Source organism: Achromobacter spanius (genome assembly GCF_029637605.1).
Taxonomy (GTDB): Bacteria; Pseudomonadota; Gammaproteobacteria; order Burkholderiales; family Burkholderiaceae_B; genus Achromobacter; species Achromobacter spanius_E.
The window spans coordinates 1,638,990-1,656,836 of sequence record NZ_CP121261.1 but is presented as its reverse complement, the minus strand read 5'-3'; the positions used below and the strand labels follow the sequence as shown (position 1 = coordinate 1,656,836).

14 protein-coding genes are annotated in these 17,847 nt (G+C 66.5%); 9 read left to right on the top strand and 5 right to left on the bottom strand.

What is annotated here, in order from left to right; genetic code table 11:
- The first annotated feature begins 67 nt into the window (after positions 1–67).
- The 8 genes from P8T11_RS07240 (at position 68) to P8T11_RS07205 (ending at position 10,077) form a co-directional block, all read left to right on the top strand.
- Positions 68–1,687: a methyl-accepting chemotaxis protein gene (locus P8T11_RS07240; RefSeq protein ID WP_268077585.1), complete on the top strand. Its 1,620-nt coding sequence runs from the start codon at positions 68–70 to the stop codon at positions 1,685–1,687.
- Between the two features lie 8 nt (positions 1,688–1,695).
- Positions 1,696–2,295 (top strand): chemotaxis protein CheW, encoded by a 600-nt coding sequence (locus P8T11_RS07235; protein ID WP_268077586.1) that lies wholly within the window; start codon positions 1,696–1,698, stop codon positions 2,293–2,295.
- On the top strand, positions 2,292–3,623 hold the full coding sequence (locus P8T11_RS07230; RefSeq protein ID WP_268077587.1) for a CheR family methyltransferase: 1,332 nt from the start codon (positions 2,292–2,294) through the stop codon (positions 3,621–3,623). Before P8T11_RS07235 ends, P8T11_RS07230 begins: the two co-directional genes overlap by 4 nt.
- A complete protein-coding gene (locus tag P8T11_RS07225) occupies positions 3,616–4,281 on the top strand; it encodes a chemotaxis protein CheW (protein WP_268077588.1) in 666 nt (221 codons plus the stop codon). Before P8T11_RS07230 ends, P8T11_RS07225 begins: the two co-directional genes overlap by 8 nt.
- Positions 4,278–6,659 (top strand): hybrid sensor histidine kinase/response regulator, encoded by a 2,382-nt coding sequence (locus P8T11_RS07220; RefSeq protein ID WP_268077589.1) that lies wholly within the window; start codon positions 4,278–4,280, stop codon positions 6,657–6,659. The genes P8T11_RS07225 and P8T11_RS07220 overlap by 4 nt, the downstream gene beginning before the upstream one ends.
- Positions 6,656–7,666 carry a chemotaxis response regulator protein-glutamate methylesterase gene (locus P8T11_RS07215; protein ID WP_268077590.1) on the top strand — a complete coding sequence of 337 codons (1,011 nt, stop codon included), beginning with the start codon at positions 6,656–6,658 and terminating at the stop codon, positions 7,664–7,666. Before P8T11_RS07220 ends, P8T11_RS07215 begins: the two co-directional genes overlap by 4 nt.
- Positions 7,667–7,699: 33 nt before the next feature.
- Entirely contained in the window at positions 7,700–8,725 is a 1,026-nt protein-coding gene (locus P8T11_RS07210) for a response regulator (RefSeq protein ID WP_268077591.1), read from the top strand.
- Positions 8,726–8,793: 68 nt separating this feature from the next.
- Entirely contained in the window at positions 8,794–10,077 is a 1,284-nt protein-coding gene (locus P8T11_RS07205; protein ID WP_268077592.1) for a cystathionine gamma-synthase family protein, read from the top strand.
- 90 nt (positions 10,078–10,167) lie between these two features.
- Here P8T11_RS07205 and P8T11_RS07200 read toward each other — a convergent pair whose 3' ends face one another.
- The gene (locus P8T11_RS07200) at positions 10,168–11,688 is read right to left on the bottom strand and encodes an MFS transporter (RefSeq protein WP_268077593.1); all 1,521 of its coding nucleotides are present in this window, start codon (positions 11,686–11,688) and stop codon (positions 10,168–10,170) included.
- Positions 11,689–11,827: 139 nt separating this feature from the next.
- Here P8T11_RS07200 and P8T11_RS07195 point away from each other — a divergent pair, with 139 nt between their 5' ends.
- Positions 11,828–12,709 (top strand): LysR family transcriptional regulator, encoded by an 882-nt coding sequence (locus P8T11_RS07195; RefSeq protein ID WP_268077594.1) that lies wholly within the window; start codon positions 11,828–11,830, stop codon positions 12,707–12,709.
- Between the two features lie 133 nt (positions 12,710–12,842).
- Here the strand turns inward: P8T11_RS07195 and P8T11_RS07190 are convergent, their stop codons facing one another.
- The 4 genes from P8T11_RS07190 to P8T11_RS07175 form a co-directional block, all read right to left on the bottom strand.
- Entirely contained in the window at positions 12,843–13,529 is a 687-nt protein-coding gene (locus tag P8T11_RS07190; protein WP_268077595.1) for a GntR family transcriptional regulator, read from the bottom strand.
- A 169-nt stretch (positions 13,530–13,698) separates the two neighbouring features.
- Positions 13,699–14,685: a tripartite tricarboxylate transporter substrate binding protein gene (locus P8T11_RS07185; protein ID WP_268077596.1), complete on the bottom strand. Its 987-nt coding sequence runs from the start codon at positions 14,683–14,685 to the stop codon at positions 13,699–13,701.
- 63 nt (positions 14,686–14,748) lie between these two features.
- Positions 14,749–16,692 (bottom strand): acyl-CoA synthetase, encoded by a 1,944-nt coding sequence (locus P8T11_RS07180; RefSeq protein WP_268077597.1) that lies wholly within the window; start codon positions 16,690–16,692, stop codon positions 14,749–14,751.
- 17 nt (positions 16,693–16,709) lie between these two features.
- Positions 16,710–17,843 (bottom strand): acyl-CoA dehydrogenase family protein, encoded by a 1,134-nt coding sequence (locus P8T11_RS07175; protein WP_268077598.1) that lies wholly within the window; start codon positions 17,841–17,843, stop codon positions 16,710–16,712.
- Between the last annotated feature and the right edge of the window lie 4 nt (positions 17,844–17,847).

Here is a 17,847-nt window from a genome sequence, read left to right as displayed (position 1 = left end):
TTCCCCACATCCGGTAAAGAATGTGGGCGGGCGTTGCCGTGTTGAACCTGCACAAAGGTCTACCTGAATGAAGAATCTGACTCTGCGCCAACGCATCCTGGCCAGCTTCATGGTCATCCTGGCCATCATGACGTTGATGGTGGTGGTTGATTACCGACGCCTGCTGCACATTGAAGACGAAGTGGTGATGATCAACACGGACGCCGTGCCTGGCATCTACTACAGCACGTCGATACGCGCGTCATGGTTTGCCGGGTTCGTGGTGGTGCAGGACGCCTTCAACAGCGATTCCGACGCAGAGCGCCGCACCGTGCTGGAAGCGCTGCCCAAGAGCGACCAGCAGTTGGACGAGTACATCGATTTTTACCGCCACACGATTGCGCGCGCGGACGACCGCGCGATGTTCACCGGTTTCGAGAAAGCCTTGCAGGACTACAAGCGCATTCGAGCCGATATCCTGGGCAGCGCGATGGCGGGCAATACGGCCGGGGCGCAAAGCCGCATCAAGAACGAATTGCGGCCCGCCTTCTACCAGGGGCGCGACATCCTGGCGCAGATGGTGGTTGAAAACAAGAAGCAGGCCGACGAGGCCGCGGTCAGCATCAAGAAGGCCGTGGATGCGGCTGAATACGGCATGCTGGTGTCGCTGTGCCTGGCGATCGTGGCGGCGATTATCTGCGGCTTTCTGCTGATGCGCGCCATCGGCAATCCCATGCGCGACATCGTCAAGACCCTGGAATCCACTGGCGGCGGTGACCTGACCCGTCGCTTGTCCTTGGCGCGCAAAGACGAATTCAACGCGATTGAAACGGGCTTTAACGGCATGGTGGACGAACTGACCGGGCTGGTCGGCAAGACCCAGCGTTCGGCCGTGCAGGTGGCCACGTCGGTGACCGAAATTGCGGCCACGTCCAAGCAACAACAAGCCACCGCGTCCGAAGTGGCGGCCACCACCACCGAAATCGGCGCTACCTCACGTGAAATTTCCGCCACCTCGCGCGAGCTGGTGCGCACCATGACCGAAGTGTCCAGCGCCGCTGAGCAGACCGCGTCGTTGGCCGGCAGCGGGCAGGTGGGCTTGGCGCGCATGGAAGACACGATGCGCAACGTGGTGGGCGCGGCGGGCTCGGTGAACGCCAAGCTGGCCATCCTGAACGAGAAGGCCGGCAACATCACTCAGGTGGTTACTACAATCACGAAGGTAGCGGACCAGACCAACCTCTTGTCGCTCAACGCCGCCATCGAAGCCGAGAAGGCGGGCGAGTACGGCCGGGGCTTCGTGGTGGTGGCCACCGAAATCCGCCGGCTGGCCGATCAGACCGCCGTGGCCACGTATGACATCGAACAGATGGTGCGTGAGATCCAGTCGTCGGTGTCGGCCGGCGTGATGGGCATGGACAAGTTCTCGGAGGAAGTGCGCCGAGGCATGGCCGACATGCAGCAGGTAGGCGACCAGTTGTCGCAGATCATCCAGCAGGTGCAGACGCTGGCGCCGCGCGTGCAGATGGTCAACGAAGGCATGCAGGCCCAGGCAACGGGCGCCGAGCAGATCAACCAGGCCTTGCAGCAGTTGAGCGACGCCGCCCAGCAAACCGTGGAATCCCTGCGCCAGTCCAGCCTGGCCATTGAAGAGCTGACGGTGGTGGCCAACGACCTGCGCAGCGGCGTGTCTCGCTTCAAGATCTGAATCCCGTCATGGCGGAACTTGCTTTCTCTACCCAGCCCGGTGCCGCGGGTCCAGCCGCGCGGCGGCTGTATCTGCTGTTTCGCATCGGCGGCGACCGCTATGCGCTGGACGCGGGCGAGGTGATCGAGGTGCTGGGCTTGCGTGCGCTGAAACAGGTGCCCGGCGCGCCCTTGTGGGTAGCGGGCATGCTGGACAGGCGCGGCGCGCCGGTGCCCGTGATCGACATGAGCGAGCTGGCGGGCCAGGGCGCCGCCGCCCGGGTCACCAGCACCCGGCTGGCGCTGGTGCATTACCGGCCGGCTGCGACTGCGGCGGCGACTGTGGCTACGGCGGCGACTGCGACTGCGACTACGACTGCAACTGCGGCGGCCTCCGGCGCGGCTGACCATGTGCTGGGGCTGATCCTGGAACACGCCACCGAAACGCTGCATTACGACCCGGCCGCGTTCCAGCCTTCAAGCCTGGACAACCCAGACGCCCGCTACCTGGGGCCGGTGCTGAGCGATGCGCAAGGCATGGTCCAGGCCGTGCGCGTGAATGACTTGCTGGCGCCATCCGTACGCGCGATGTTGTACCCGGCCGCCCCCGTTGGCGAGGCCCGGCCATGATCATGATTGATGAATTCAGCGCCTTGCTCAAGCGCAAGATGGGGCTGGACAGCGGCTCCATCGGCAAGGCCGCGGTCGAGCGCGCCGTGCGCCACCGCATGAACGCGGTGGGCGTGGCGGACGAACACGAGTTCCTGCGGAGGCTGCACACGGCGGCCGATGAAATGCAGCAGCTGATCGAAACCGTGATCGTGCCCGAGACCTGGTTCTTCCGGTATCCGGAATCGCAAACCGCCATGGCCAGCCTGGCGCGTGCACGCTTGTTCGCGGCCGGCGTGCCGGAAAGCCGGGTGCTGCGGATATTGAGCGTGCCCTGCGCAAGCGGCGAAGAACCGTACTCCATCGCCATGGCCCTGCTGGACGCGGGCGTGCCCGCCGCGCGCTTTCAGGTGGATGCGGTGGACATCAGCGAACGCATGGTGCAGTTCGCGCAGCGCGCCGTGTATGGCCGCAACGCCTTCCGTGGCGACGACCTGGCGTATCGCGACCGCCACTTTGTTGAAACGGCCGACGGCCATCAACTGAATGCGCAGGTCCGCGAGCAGGTCCGCTTTCAACATGGCAACCTGTTCGACGGCAACCTGCTGGCGGGCGTTGCCCCGTATGACTTCGTGTTCTGCCGCAACTTGCTGATCTACTTCGACGGGCCGACCCAGGAACGCGCCGTGCAGGTGCTGCGGGGCTTCACGCGCAACGATGGCGTGATTTTTGTGGGGCCGGCCGAAACCAGCTTGTTGACGCAGCGCCGCCTGCCCGCGCTGCCGCTGGCGCGGTCGTTTGCCTTCCAGGCGCAGGCCTTGCCGGCGCCGCCCGAGCCGGCGATGCGGGCGATGGGCGCGATGGGCGTCGCTGGGGCAACCCCCATCGTGCACGCCTGGTCGCCACCCCGGCGGCCCGTGCCGCAGGCGCCGGCCGCGCGCCTGCCCCTGGCGCATGCGGCAATCGCCCCGGCGCCTGGCAATGGCGACCTCAGCGCGGCAACGGGCAACATCAGCGCGCCAACGGACCACACCAGCGCCACGGCCTCGTTGCGCCAGATTGCGCAGATGGCGGATCGCGGCCGCGTGCAAGACGCCCTGGCGCAATGCCGCGCGCACATAGACCTGCACGGCGTCAGCGCCGATGCGCTGCATCTGCTGGGCCTGCTGCAAGACGCCGCGGGCGACATGCATCAGGCGCAGGCGGCTTACCGCAAGGCGCTGTACCTGGACCCGACCCATCGCGAAGCGCTGCTGCACCTGGCCGCCCTGGTGGCATCGTCCGGTGACATCGAAGGCGCACGTCGCTTGCAGGCGCGCGCGGCGCGACAGGAGGCTCGACGTGATTGAGTCCCTTACGCGCCTCTCCGACATTGACGACTGCTGGAACCACATTGGTATCCGTGGCGACAAAAGCTGCGACCAGTTGCCCACGCATGTGCATTGCCGCAACTGCCCGGTCTATGCGGCGGCCGCCAAACGTATTCTGGACCGGCTGCCGCCACAACTTGATTCGTCTGACAGTGATGTTGAGCAGCCCCGGCACGATGTTCGCTTGTCTTCGCTACTGGTGTTTCGCGTGGGCGCGGAATGGCTGTCGCTGCCGACACGGGCCTTGGATGAGGTTGCCGCCACGCGCAAGATCCTGACGCTGCCGCATCGCCGCGATCCGGCGGTGCTAGGCGTGACCAATGTGCGCGGCACCTTGACCGTGTGCGTGTCGCTGGCGCGCCTGTTGGGCCTGGACGCCGCGGCGGATGACACGCGCGAGCGCCCTGGTGCCGCCCGCATGCTGATCTTCGGCGGCGCGGGCCGGGCCGTGGTGCTGCCGGTGGACGAGGTTGAAGGCATCCATGCCGTCAACCTGGACCAACTGGAACCGCTGCCGTCAACCGTGGAGGGCGCCAGCCTGAAGTATTCGCGCGGCGTGGCACAGTGCGGCGGCCGCAGCGTGGGTGTGCTGGATGAGGCCTTACTGATGCAAGCTTTGGAACGGAGCCTGGCGTGAATCCGGACGAAATGCGCGATGCCTCCTTGCTTGAGCTGTTCCAGCTTGAAACCCGCACCCAGGTGCAGGTGCTGAACAACGGCCTGCTGGCGCTGGAGCACGACCCCACATCGGCGGCCCAGTTGGAAGCCTGCATGCGCGCGGCGCATTCGCTCAAGGGCGCCGCCCGCATCGTGGACCTGCACCCCGCCGTGCGTATCGCGCACGCCATGGAAGATTGCCTGGTGGCCGCGCAGGAAGGGCGGCTGCGCTTGCAGGCGGACGATATCGACGCCTTGCTGCTGGGCACCGACCTGCTGCAGCGGGTGGCGACGCCGGGCGCGGAACTGGGTGGCGAGATCGATGACCTGGTGGTGCGCCTGAGCAACGCGCCGGCTGTCGCGCCCGCGCCGCCCCGAGCGCCCAGGCCGTCGGATTTTCTGCCGCCCATTCAGCGTTTTGACGATTTGCCGGCCTCGGCGCGCACCCAGCCATCGGGCCGGACCGCGGCAACGACCGCGGCCCCCCCTGCGGCACCCACTGCGTCCTCGTCCGCCGCTCCGCCACCGGCATCGACCCCCACGTCGCCGCCGACAACAGCCCCCGCCCAAGCGACGGCGCGCCGCAGTACCGATCAGGGCATCTTTGAAGGCGAGCGCGTGTTGCGCGTCACCGCCGACACGCTGAACAAACTGCTGGGCCTTTCCAGCGAGACGCTGGTGGAGTCACACTGGGTTGGCCCGTTCGGCGCATCCATGCTGCGTCTGCGGCGCTTGCAGGCGGGTGCCGCGCAGGCGCTGGACGGCGTGCGCGGCGCGCTGGCCGGCCAGCATGTGGACGCGCGCGCGCAGGCGGCGCTGGATGATGCGCAGCGCATCGTTGAGCAATGCCAGCAGGAACTGGCCCAGCGCACCAACGAAGTCGATGAATTCGGCTGGCGCATGAGCCATCTGGCCCAACGCCTGTACGACACCGCGCTGGCTTGCCGCATGCGGCCGTTTGCCGACGGCGTGGGCGGCATGCCGCGCATGGTGCGCGACCTGGGCCGCTCGCTGGGCAAGCAGGTGCGGCTGGAAATCGAGGGCGACACCACGCAGGTGGACCGCGACATTCTTGAAAAGCTGGACGCGCCGCTGATGCACCTGCTGCGCAACGCGGTGGACCATGGCATTGAAATGCCGATGGATCGCCTGGACGCCGGCAAGCCCCCGGAAGGCCTGATCAAGCTGTCGGCGCGGCATTCCGCCGGCATGCTGGTGGTGGAACTGAGCGACGACGGCGCGGGCATTTCGTTGGACCGACTGCGCGTGGAAGTGGTGCAGCGCAAGCTGACCTCGGCCGACACCGCGGCGCGCCTGAGCGAAGCCGAGTTGCTGGAATTCCTGTTCCTGTCCGGCTTCAGCACGCGCGGCGAAGTGACCGAGATCTCGGGGCGCGGCGTGGGCCTGGACGTGGTGCAGACCATGGTGCGCCAGTTGCGCGGCGCGGTGCGCATTCATCAGACCAGCGGGCAGGGCACCCGCTTCGTGCTGGAAATGCCCTTGTCGCTGTCGGTGGTGCGCAGCCTGCTGGTTGAGGTGCAAGGCGCCATCTATGCGTTCCCCCTGGCCTACGTCAGCCATGCCTTGCAGGTGCGCCGGGAAGAGATTGAACAGTTGGAAGGCCATCAGCATTTTCGGTTCATGGACCGACAGGTGGGGCTTGTGTCCGCGCGGCAGATCCTGCGCGGCGGCGAGCCTGCGCCCGCGGCGGAGTCCGTGGCGGTGGTGGTGGTGGGTGACCATGACAAGCGCTACGGCATCGCCGTCGACCGCTACGTGGGCGAGCGCACGCTGGTGGTGCAGCCGCTGGACCCCCGCTTGGGCAAGGTGCAGGACGTGATGGCGGGCGCCTTGATGGACGACGGCACGCCGCTGTTGATTCTGGACGTGGAAGACATGCTGCTGTCGGTGCAAAAGCTGATCGAAGCCGGCCGACTGACGCGGGTGGACGGCGCGGGCCAGGTCGCGCAGACGCGCCGCCGCAAGCGCGTGCTGGTGGTGGACGATTCGCTGACCGTGCGCGAACTGGAACGCAAGCTGCTGGTGAACCGGGGCTTTGAGGTGGCCGTGGCGGTCGACGGCATGGATGGCTGGAACATGCTGCGCAGCGAGGAATTCGACTTGGTCGTGACCGATGTGGACATGCCGCGCATGGATGGCATCGAACTGGTTTCGCGCATCAAGGCCGACGCCCGCCTGCAAGGCGTGCCGGTGATGGTGGTGTCGTACAAGGACCGCGAGGAAGACCGTCGGCGCGGGCTGGACGCCGGCGCTGATTACTATCTGGCCAAGGGCAGTTTCCATGACGACGCCTTGCTGGACGCCGTCGAAGACCTGATCGGAAAGGCACTGACGTGAGAATCGGCATCGTCAACGATCTGCAAATAGCGGTTGAAACCCTGCGGCGCGCCATTGCGCTGGAACCGGGCCTGGAAGTGGCCTGGGTGGCGTCCAACGGCGAAGAGGCCGTGGCGCAGTGCGCGCGCGACCGGCCGGACGTGGTGCTGATGGACCTGATCATGCCCGTCATGGACGGGGTGGAAGCCACGCGCCGCATCATGGCCGAATCGCCATGCGCCATCGTGGTCGTCACCGTGGACGTGGCCCGCCACACCGCCCGCGTGTTCGACGCCATGGGCCACGGCGCGCTGGACGCGGTGGATACGCCGGTGGTCGGCGGGGGCGACCTGCGCAGCGCCGCCGCGCCCTTGCTGCGCAAGATCCGCAACATCGGCTGGTTGATCGGCCGCTACGGCAGCCGGCCCAACTTGACCCCGGTGCCCAAGGCTGCGCCGCGCGCGGATGCGCAGCGGCTGCTGGTCATCGGAGCATCGGCGGGTGGCCCGGCCACGTTGGCCCAACTGCTACGCGATCTGCCGCTGAGTTTCCCGGCCGGCATCGTGCTGGTGCAGCATGTGGATGCGTCGTTTGCCGCGGGCATGGCCGACTGGTTGAACGATCAGGTGCAACTGCCCGTGCGGCTGGTGCGCGAAGGCGAACGCCCCTTGCCGGGCCAGATCCTGCTGGCGGGCACCGACGACCATCTGCACCTGCTGGCCGACGGCACCCTGCGTTACACGCCGGATCCCAAGGAAAGCCTGTATCGGCCGTCCATCGACGTGTTCTTTCATAGCGTGGCGCAGCACTGGCGCGGCACCGCCGTGGGCGTGTTGCTGACCGGCATGGGTCAGGACGGCGCGCGCGGCCTGAAGGCCATGCGTGAACGCGGCTGTCTCACCATTGCGCAAGACCAGTCCACCAGTGCCGTGTACGGCATGCCCAAGGCGGCGGCCGCCTTGCAGGCGGCGGTGGAAATCAAACCGTTGGACCAGATCGCGCCGCGCGTGATCCAGGCCTTGGCCTGAGCGTCCAACATTGCCAGACATCAAGGAATAGCTATGCACCCTCCTATAGACAGCGCAGGCTCGGCGGATCTGAACGCGCACGCGGCCATGGTGCTGCTGGTTGACGATCAGGTCATGGTGGCCGAGGCAATCCGGCGGGCGCTGGTCGTCGAGGGCAATATCGATTTCCACTATTGCTCGGACCCCTACAAGGCACTGACGGTGGCCATCCAGACGCGGCCCACCGTCATCCTGCAAGACCTGGTGCTGCCTGGCGTGGACGGCTTGAGTCTGGTGCAGGAATACCGCAACCATCCGGTGACGCGCGACATTCCCATCATCGTGCTGTCCACCAAGGAAGATCCCGCCATCAAGAGCGCGGCGTTTTCGTCTGGCGCCAACGATTATCTGGTGAAGCTGCCGGATTCCATCGAACTGGTGGCGCGCATCCGCTACCACTCGCGCTCGTACCTGGCGCTGGTGCAGCGCGACGAGGCCTACCAGGCGCTACGCCAAAGCCAGCAGCAGTTGCTGGAAAGCAATATGGAACTGCGCCGGCTGACCAATTCCGACGGCTTGACGGGCCTGGGCAACCGCCGCTACTTCGATGAATATCTCAACGCCGAATGGCAGCGCGCGCGCCGCGATGGCCGCGAGATCAGCATGTTGATGATCGATGTGGACCACTTCAAGGCCTACAACGACACCTATGGCCACATCGCGGGCGACGAAGCGCTCAAGCGCGTGGCCAACACCATCTTCGCCAGTTGCGACCGCTCCACCGACCTGGCCGCCCGCTTTGGCGGCGAAGAATTCGCGCTGGTGCTGCCCGGCACGCCCGCCGGCAGCGCGCGGCTGGCGGCTGAAAAGCTGCGCCGCGCGGTCGAGGCCATGCAGATTCCGCAAAAGGATACCGGGTCTGGCCCCTGGCTGACCGTCAGCATCGGCACGGCCACGGCCATTCCCACGGATGACCAGCCCTGCACCGACCTGATCCGGGCGGCCGACCGCGGCCTCTACCAGGCCAAGCACCACGGCCGCAATCGTGTCGTGCCCGGCCAGATGCAAGCGGACGAATAGGCGTTATCGTCGCAACATGCGACACGCGCCTGCCCGGTCGGCTGGAATCCCAGAGTAAGAGGCACACCATGACGTATTCGACTTATCACAAGAAGGATATTTTTGGACGCCCGCTGCATGCGGAAACGCAGATGATGTCCTATGGCTATGACCCCTTTCTGTCTGAAGGCGCGGTCAAGCCGCCCGTCTTTCTGACGTCCACCTTCGCGTTCCGGTCCGCCGAGGACGGCGCGGCCTTCTTTGATGTGGTCTCGGGCCGCAAGCCCTTGCCGCAAGGCGAATCGGCCGGGCTGGTCTACAGCCGCTTCAATCATCCCAACCTGGAAATCGTGGAAGACCGGCTGGCCTTGCTGGATGGGTCCGAAGCGGCGGCGGTCACGGCCAGCGGCATGGCCGCCATCAGCGCCGTGCTGATGGCGTTCCTGCGCCCCGGCGACCAGTTGGTGCAGTCGCTGCCCTTGTATGGCGGTACCGAGACGCTGATTGCCAAGGTGTTTCCGGAATGGGGCATCGGCTCGCATGCCATCCGCGACGGCCTGTCGCCCAAGGCCATGCGCGCGGCGCTGGAGGAAGCGGCGGCCAAGGGGCCGGTGCGCGTGCTCTATGTGGAAACGCCGGCCAACCCCACCAACGCGCTGATCGATTTCGAAGGCATGAAGAACGAGCTGGATGCGTTTGAAACGCGCCACGGCTATCGCCCCGTATCGGTCTGCGACAACACGCTGTTGGGGCCCATTTTTCAAAAGCCGGCCGACCATGGCGTGGACCTGTGCGTGTATTCGCTGACGAAGTACGTGGGCGGCCACAGCGACCTGGTGGCGGGCGCCGTCACGGGCAGCAAGGACTTGATCAAGAAGGTACGCGCCATCCGCAGCGCGTTCGGTTCGCAACTGGACCCGCATTCCTGCTGGATGATCACGCGGTCGATGGAAACGGTGGTGCTGCGCATGAAGCAGGCGGCCCGCACGGCGACCAAGGTGGCGCAATGGCTGGCCGGCAATCCGTATGAGAAGGTCGTTATTTATCATCCGGAGATGATCTCTGACCGCGCTTACCAAGAGGTCTACAAGCGCCAGTGCACCGGCCCCGGCTCCACCTTCGCCTTCGTGCTTGATGGGGGCCGCGAGCGGGCGTTCCGCTTCATCAACGCGCTGCATCTGTTCAAGTCGGCGGTCAGCCTGGGAGGCACGGAATCGCTGGTGTGCCACCCGGCGTCCACCACGCATTCCGGCGTGCCGGCCGAGGAACGCGAGGCGGCGGGCGTGTCGGAAGGGCTGATCCGGATTTCAATCGGGCTGGAGCACGAAGAAGATCTGATCGCGGATATGGACCACGCCTTTCGGATTCGCTGACGGTCGCTGACGGGGGCGCTGGGCCGGCCTAGCGCCTCGGCACAAAGCCCGGCTTAGCCCCTCGGCGTAGCCCCCGTCTTGGAACCTGGCTTAGCCCGGAACCGGTTGCCGCCGCGTGCGGTTCAGCAGCACGAACGCGGCGGTGGCCAGCAGCATGACGGTGGCGGTGGCGATCACGGCGGCATAGCCGGTGTCGAACGCCGTCTTGGCCAAGTGCGTCAGCGTGGCCGCCAGGTCTGTCGGCAAGCCTTCCGCCACGATCAGCGCCTCATCCAGACTGTCACGCAGCGCGGGCGCAGCGGCCAGAGCAGGGGGCACGTCCAGCGTGTTGGCATAAACGCCCGACAGAATGGACCCCATCAGCGTCACGCCCAGCGCGCCGCCCAATTCGTAGGACACCTCTTCAATCGACGCCGCCATGCCGGCGCGTTCTGGCGTGGCGCTTTGCATGATGGAGCTGGACGCCGCCGTCATGGTTGCGCCGATGCCCAGGCCCAGCACGCTCAGGCTGAGCATCTGCGGCAAGATGGCGCCGTCATAGCACAGCAGGTAAGCGCCCATGCCCGCGGCTGACACGGCCAGCGCCAGGAACATCAGGCGCGGGCCACGCATATAGGCCAACAGCCAGCCCGCCAGCGGCCCCGCCACGAAGGCGGCAAGCGGCAGCGGCAGGATGAACAACGCGGCCTGAATCGGCGACATGCCCAGCACCAATTGCAGGCGCTGGCTGAACACCAGTTCCAACCCCAGCAGCGCCGCACCCGCGAAAAGAGCGGCCGCCACGCCCGAACTGAAAGTGGCGTTGCGGAAGATGGCGAAGTCGATCAGCGGATACGGGCGGCGACGCTGGCGGCGCACGAACAAGGTCAGGATGGTGACCCCGGCCGCGCAAGCTAATGCGGCATGCGACCACGAGGTAGTGGCGCGGCCCAGTTCTTTCAACGCATAGGCGCACAGGATCAAGCCCGCCATGACCTGCAAGGAGCCCAACAGGTCCCAGGGGCGGGCGGCGGCGGGGCGGCTGGCGGGGATGCAACGCCAGGCCAGCGGCAGCGCAAGCAGCACGATGGGCACGTTGATCAGGAACACCGAGCCCCACCAGAAATGCTCCAGCAGCACGCCGCCCACCACCGGCCCCAGCGCCGCGCCGCCGGACGCCACCGACGCCCAGATGCCGATGGCCACGGCGCGTTCGCGTTCCTGGGCGAAAGTCAGGCGGATGATGGACAGGGTGGCCGGCATCATCATGGCCGCGCCCACCGCCAGCAGCACACGGGCCGCAATCAAGGACGCCGCGCCCGGCGAATAGGCGGCGGCCAGCGAGGCCACGCCAAAGACGACCAGCCCCATCATGAACAGGCGCTTGTGGCCCAGCCGGTCGCCCAGCGTGCCCATGCCCAGCAACAGGCCCGACACGACCAGGCCGTAAACGTTCACGATCCACAATTTTTCAGACGCGGTGACGCCCAGCTCATGCGTGAGCCGGGGCAGGGCGGTGTACAGCACCGTCATGTCCACCACGATCAACAACAAGGCAATGGACACAATGCCCAGCACCAGCCAACGGCGCGGGTCGGCCGTGGCGACAGCGTTCGAATGAGTCCGCTGCATAGTTCTACTCCTGTTTGTATCCACACCCGGCCGCGCGGTTTCGGCGGCGCTACGAGTGCAAGGCCGGCATTATGTATCTGTTTATTTGCCGTAAAAAGTTTGATTCCATCTATAAAATAGATGAATTAAGGAGGGCGCCATGCAATGGACCTTGGATCAGCTTCGGCATTTCGTCGCGGCGGCGGATGCCGGTTCGTTTTCTGCCGCGGCGCGTGCGCTAGGCCGCGCGCAGTCCGCCGTCAGTACCTCGGTGGGCCTGTTGGAGGCCGACCTGGGCGTGGAATTGTTCGACCGCTCGCGGCGCAACGCCACGCTGACGCCCGCCGGCGAAGTCATGCTGCAAGAAGCGCGTGAACTGCTGCGGCAGGCGGGCGGGCTGGACCAGCGGGCCTTGTCTTTCGCGGCGGGGCAGGATGCGCGGCTGTCGATCGCGCTGGACGAGGCGCTGCCGTATCAGGTGCTGGGCGCGTTGATGGTGGAAGTGGCCGACCGCTTTCCCGCCCTGGAACTCACGCAGTTGAACGGTACCGCGACCGAGGTGGCCGATTACGTGCAGCAGGGTCGCGCCAGCATCGCGTTCCACTTTGACCGGGGCGACCCCGGCAGCGCCTTCGCACACCGTTACCTGGGCCATGTGGCGCAGGCGGTGTTCGTGGCGTCGGGCCATCCGCTGGCTGCGTTGGCCGAGGTCACGCGCAGTGACCTGGCGCGCTACCGGCAACTGGTCATGCAGATGGAAGGCGTGGAAGAGGTGGTGCTGAGCCCCACCGTCTGGCGCACGGACAGCTTCTACAGCATTGCCGGCATGGTGGCGGACGAACTGGGCTGGGCGATCCTGCCGCTGAACATCGCCGAATACGAGAGCTTTCGCCGAACGCTGACTCGGGTGCCGTGTACCGGCTTGTCCTTGCCGATGTTGTCAGTGCGTACGTTGTGGCTGCAAGGCGCGTCGCTGAGCGCGACCGAGCTGTGGTTGCAGCAGCGCATGGAGCAGATGCTGGGCGGGACGAAGGCGGGGTGAGGCGAACGCGGGCTAAGGCGAACGCGGGGTGAGGCGAACGCGGGCTAAGGCGAACGCGGGGTGAGGCGAACGCGGGCTAAGACGAACGCGGGCCGGGGCGCTTGGCCACTGCCGGGTCGTTGGCTCAGCCAGCTCAGCTAAGCAGCGCTGTGACCAAGTCCCCGCCGCCCGCGCTGTCGTCGGTGAAATTCAGCGCGGTTTGCACGTGTTCCAGGTGTTCATCCATCAGCGCGCAGGCGCGTTCGGTATCGCCCGCGCGCGCGGCCTCGATGAAAGCGTGGTGCTCTTGCGACGAACAACTGGCGTCGTGCGAGCTTTGGTACAGCACGGTGATCACGGCGCTGCGGGCCGAGAGTTCGCGCAGCATGCCCGTCAGCACCGAATTGCCCACGGCTTCGGCCAGCAGAATGTGGAAATGCCCCAGCAGATAATTGCGCTTTTGCACGTCGCCGGCTTGCACGGCCAGCCGTTCCTCGGCCAGATGGGCATCAATGCGGCGGTAGTCGGCGGCGGTGGCGCGCGCCACGAATTCCTTGGCCAGCGCGGCTTCCAGGATGCGGCGCACGGCGTAGACTTCGCGCGCCTCGTTGGCGTCCGGCTTGCTGACAAACGCGCCCTTGTCGGGAACGATGTTGATCAGCTTGTCCTTGGACAGCATCAGCAGCGCCGCGCGGATCTTGGTGCGGCTGACCTTGTAGACCCGCGCCAGCGCCTCTTCGCGCAGCCGGGTGCCAGGCGGAAGTTTGTGCGCCACGATGGCGGCGGACACTTCGCGGGCAATATCGTCGGCGCTGGGGTCTAGCGGAACTTCCTGAGTCATGGGGCGCGGCTGCGGCGGCCGGAGGGGAAAACCATCGGGCAGCCAGTCTATCAAAAAGCCGGACAGGAAAGGCAGACATTTTTTGCATACAAACGTAGCGTGCAAAGAATATCTGCCGGTCCGTCCGGCTTTTTGAGGCCCTGTATCAGGGCGCTAACCTGGCCTCGGGTCAGTCCTTTGCCATCAGCCCCAGATACTCGATCAGGTCCTTCTCCTTCACGAAAGTGGCTTGCGCCCAGGCCTTGTAGTCCGCGCTGTTGCGGTACGCGGGTTCCTGGTTCAGTTGCTTCATGACGTCCATGCTGGCCTTGTCGAACAGCGCTTTCTTGAAGGCGTCATGCAGCGTTTTCACGACGGCGGGGTCCATGCCCTTGGGGCCGGCCAGGCCATACGGCGAGGTCGACACCACCTTGTAGCCGAGCTCTTGCGCGGTGGGCACGTCGGGCCAGCGCGTGGTGCGCTTTTCGCCGAAGGTGACCAAGAGGCGCATCTTGCCCGAGTCCACGAACTGGTCCCAGCCGGTGGCATCGCTTTGCGCCATGACGTGGCCGCCCAGCAGCGCCTGCTGCATGTCGGCGTTGCCCTTGAACGGCACGTGGTTCAGCTTGACCTTGGCGTTGATGGCGATTTCTTCAATCAGCAGGTGCGGCGACGAGCCCACGCCGGTGGAGCCGTAGTCGATGGTGCCCGGCGCCTTGCGCGCGGCCTCGATGTATTCGTTGAACGTCTTGTACGGCGAATCCGAGCGCACGGTGAAGCCGAAGGTGTAGCCCGACAACCCGATGATGAAGCTGAAATCGTTGATGGGATCCCAGCTGCTTTTCTGCATGTAGGGCATGCGCAACATGGCCAGCGTGTACAGGCTGATGGTGTAGCCGTCGGGCTTGGCGGTGCGGGCCATGGTGGCCGGACCCAGGGTGCCGCCCGCGCCAGGCCGGTTTTCCACGATGACCTGCTGACCCAGGTATTTGGAGGCGTCCTGCGCCACGATGCGCAGGTGGCGGTCGGTGGAGCCGCCCGCCGGGAAGGGCACGATCAGCGTAATGGGCTTGGTGGGAAAGTCGGTTTGCGCGCTGGCGGCCAGCGGCAAGGCGGCGCCGGTGGTGGCAAGCAGTAGTGCGGCCAGGCAGGCGCGGCGCTTGGGCATCTTCAGCATGGGTTGTCTCCAGTGGTGTTGTGGTTTGTTGTGGTGTGTGGTGATGGGAGGACGCGTTCCGGTTCAGTCGCGCAACACGACTTTGACCGGCAAGCGCGCCAAGGCTTCGCGCAACTGCTCCTTCAGCGGCGCGGATACGCCGGATGCCGCTTCAACAGCGACATCCGGTTGTGCATCGGCCAGCACGCGGAAGATCTTGCTGTCTTCCGCTAGCCCGGCCTGTTGCAGGGTGCGCGCCACCACCGCCTCTACCGATACGGCAGTGGCCAGATGGCGCAAATCAGGTTTGTAGATCTTGCCCACGTTGGTCATGGGCATGGCGTCCAGCACGATGACGCGCTTGGGGCGCGCCGGGCCTTCATCCACGTGCGCGGCCGCGTAGGCAACGAGTTCGGCTTCCGTGGCCTGCGCGCCTTCCATCAGCGTGACGAAGGCCACCGGCAGCTCGCCGGCATAGGCGTCCGGCGCGCCGACGGCGGCGCACAGGTGTACAGCCGGGTGCGTGGCGAGCGCGTCTTCGATGGTCTTGGGATCGATGTTGTGGCCGCTGCGGATAATCAAGTCCTTGGCGCGGCCTTGCAAATGCAGCCGGCCTTCGGCATCCATGAAGCCTACGTCGCCACTGATCAGCCAGCCGTCTTCCGTGAAGGCGCGGGCGGTGTCGGCGGGGTCCAGAAAACCGGGGATCACATTGGGCGCCTTGAACAGCACCATGCCGGGCTTGCCCGGTGGCAAGTCCTTCGCGGCTTGCCCGGCGGGAATGTCCAGGCCAACGATGCGTACCTGCACATAGGGCAGCGGGTAGCCCACGCAGTTGACGGGAAACACCGAACCCGGGGGCGTGATGGAAGAGATGCCGGCCATCTCCGTCATGCCCAGGCTTTCATTCACTTGCAGGCCGAACAGCCGCTTGAAGCGCGCGGCCAGTTCGGCGGGCAGCGGCGCGGCGCCGGTGCGGCAGTAGCGCAGCGACGAGATATCGGCGCCCGCCAGCGGCACGTCGGCCAGCGCCGCCAGAATGGTCGGCACGCCTTGCAGCGAGGTCGCGCGATGCTTTTCGACCAGGCGCCAGTAGTTGCGCAGCACGTCGCGGTTGCGCAGCAGCATGGTGGTGGGAATGACGGTTTCCACGCCGGCCGACAAAGCCGCCAGCGAGGCCGGCAACACGCCCGCCACGTGGAATAGCGGATAGCCGTTGATGACCACGTCCGTCGGTCCCGCGTTCTGCAACTGCACGGCCGCCCAGGCGGTAAAGACCTGATTGGCGTGGGTGTGGATGGCCAGCTTGGGCGCGCCCGTGGTGCCGCCCGTGTGGAAATACGCCGCCACGTCGCTGGCGCGGATGATCCGTTCGCTGAGCAGGCGGTCGGCGGGTTGCGCCGAGCGGTTGGCGTTGAAGTCCAGCGCGTAGTCGGGCAGGGCGGGGCGGTCCGACAGCGGCTCGGTGTGCGGCGCCACGCGCAGCAGGGTTTGCAGGGTCGGCACGCGCTCGCGCAGCCGCAGCGCCTTCGACCACATTTCGCAATCGGCGTCGGCGCCATAGGCGATCAGCACCTTGGCGCGCGCGGTCGTCATCAGCGAGGCCAGCTTGTCTTCCGTCAGCAGCGGGTTCAGCGGCTGGACAATGCCGGCCGCCTCGCCGCCCCACAGCGCCAGGTGGTATTCCAGGCAACCGGGCAGCATCACGGCCACGGCGTCGTTCGCGCGCACGCCCAGGTCGTGCAGCAGGTTGGCTGTCTGGTGGATGCCGGCCAGCAGTTCGCGATAGCTCCAGCGGATGGCCTCATCATCGGGGTCCGCCGAGCGCAGGAAGGTCAGCGCGGTCTTGTCGCCAAAGGCCGCGGCCGAATTGCGGAAGATCTCGTAGGTGCTTTGTACCGTCAGCGTTTCGGCCAACGGGCGGGCTTGCAGACGCTGCACGTCCGCGGCGCTGCGCACGGGGAACGGCGCCGAGAACGGGGGCGAAATCGGTGGCAACAGCGGCTGGGCGGCGTGGGCCTGCGTCATGTCGGGCTTGCCTCCGTTCACGCCTGCGCCAGCGCGATGTAGCGGCGCAGGTGATGGTCTTCGTCGCCCAGTTGGTGGTCGATCATGACGAGGCGCTTGGCGTAGTGCGCCAGCGGCAGTTCCCAGGTCATGCCGATGCCGCCGTGCAACTGGATGCTTTCCTCGGCCACCAGCGTGCCGATGCGGCCGATGGTGAACTTGGCGGCGGACAAGGCGCGTTCGCGGGTGACGCGGTCGGGGTGGTCCAGCGCGGCGGCGGCGTTGATGACGGCCGAGCGCGCCTGTTCAATTTCCAGCAGCACATCAGCCATGCGGTGCTGCAAGGCCTGGAAGCTGCCGATGGGCGTGCCGAACTGGCGGCGCGTGCGCAGGTATTCCAGGGTGGCGTCGCGGGCGCAGTCCATCGCGCCCACGGCTTCGGCGCACAGCGCCAGAATGCCGCGCCCGGTGGCGCGTTCCAGCAGCGGGTAGCCCGCGCCGGCCTCGCCCAGCAGGGCGTCGGGCCCCAGCTTGACGTCGGTCAGCGTGACTTCGGCGGCGCGTCCGCCGTCGATCAGCCCGTAGCCGCGCACCGCCAGGCCCGGCGTGCCGGCGCTGACCAGGAACAGGCTGATGCCGGCTTCGTCATCTTCCGCACCGGACGTGCGCGCCGACACCAGGAACAGGTCCGCGTGTTCGCCCGCCGTGACGACGGCCTTGGCGCCGTTGAGCACCCAGCCGTCGCCCGACGGTTCGGCGCGCGTGCTGACCCGTGCCAGCTCATAGCCGGAATCGGGTTCGGCCTGGGCCAGCGCTGCGGTGATGGAACCCGCGATCAGGCCATCCACAGCTTCGCGCTGCGCGGGCGTGCCCGCGGAGGCGATGGCGCTGCCCACCATCAAGGCGTCTAGAAAGGGTTCCACGACCAGGCCACGTCCCAGCGCCTCGAAGACGACCGAGATATCAAAGCCCGCGCCGCCCAGGCCGCCATCGGCCTCGGTGAACAAGGCGCCGATGGCACCCAGTTCGGCGTAGCGGCGCCAGAATTCCACGCTGTAGCCCTGGGGCGATTGCGCGTGGCGTTCGCGGGTGGCGAAGTCGTACTGCTCGCTGACAAATCGGCGCAGCATGTCGGACAGCATGCGCCGGTCTTCGGTGTGTTCAAAGTTCATGGCC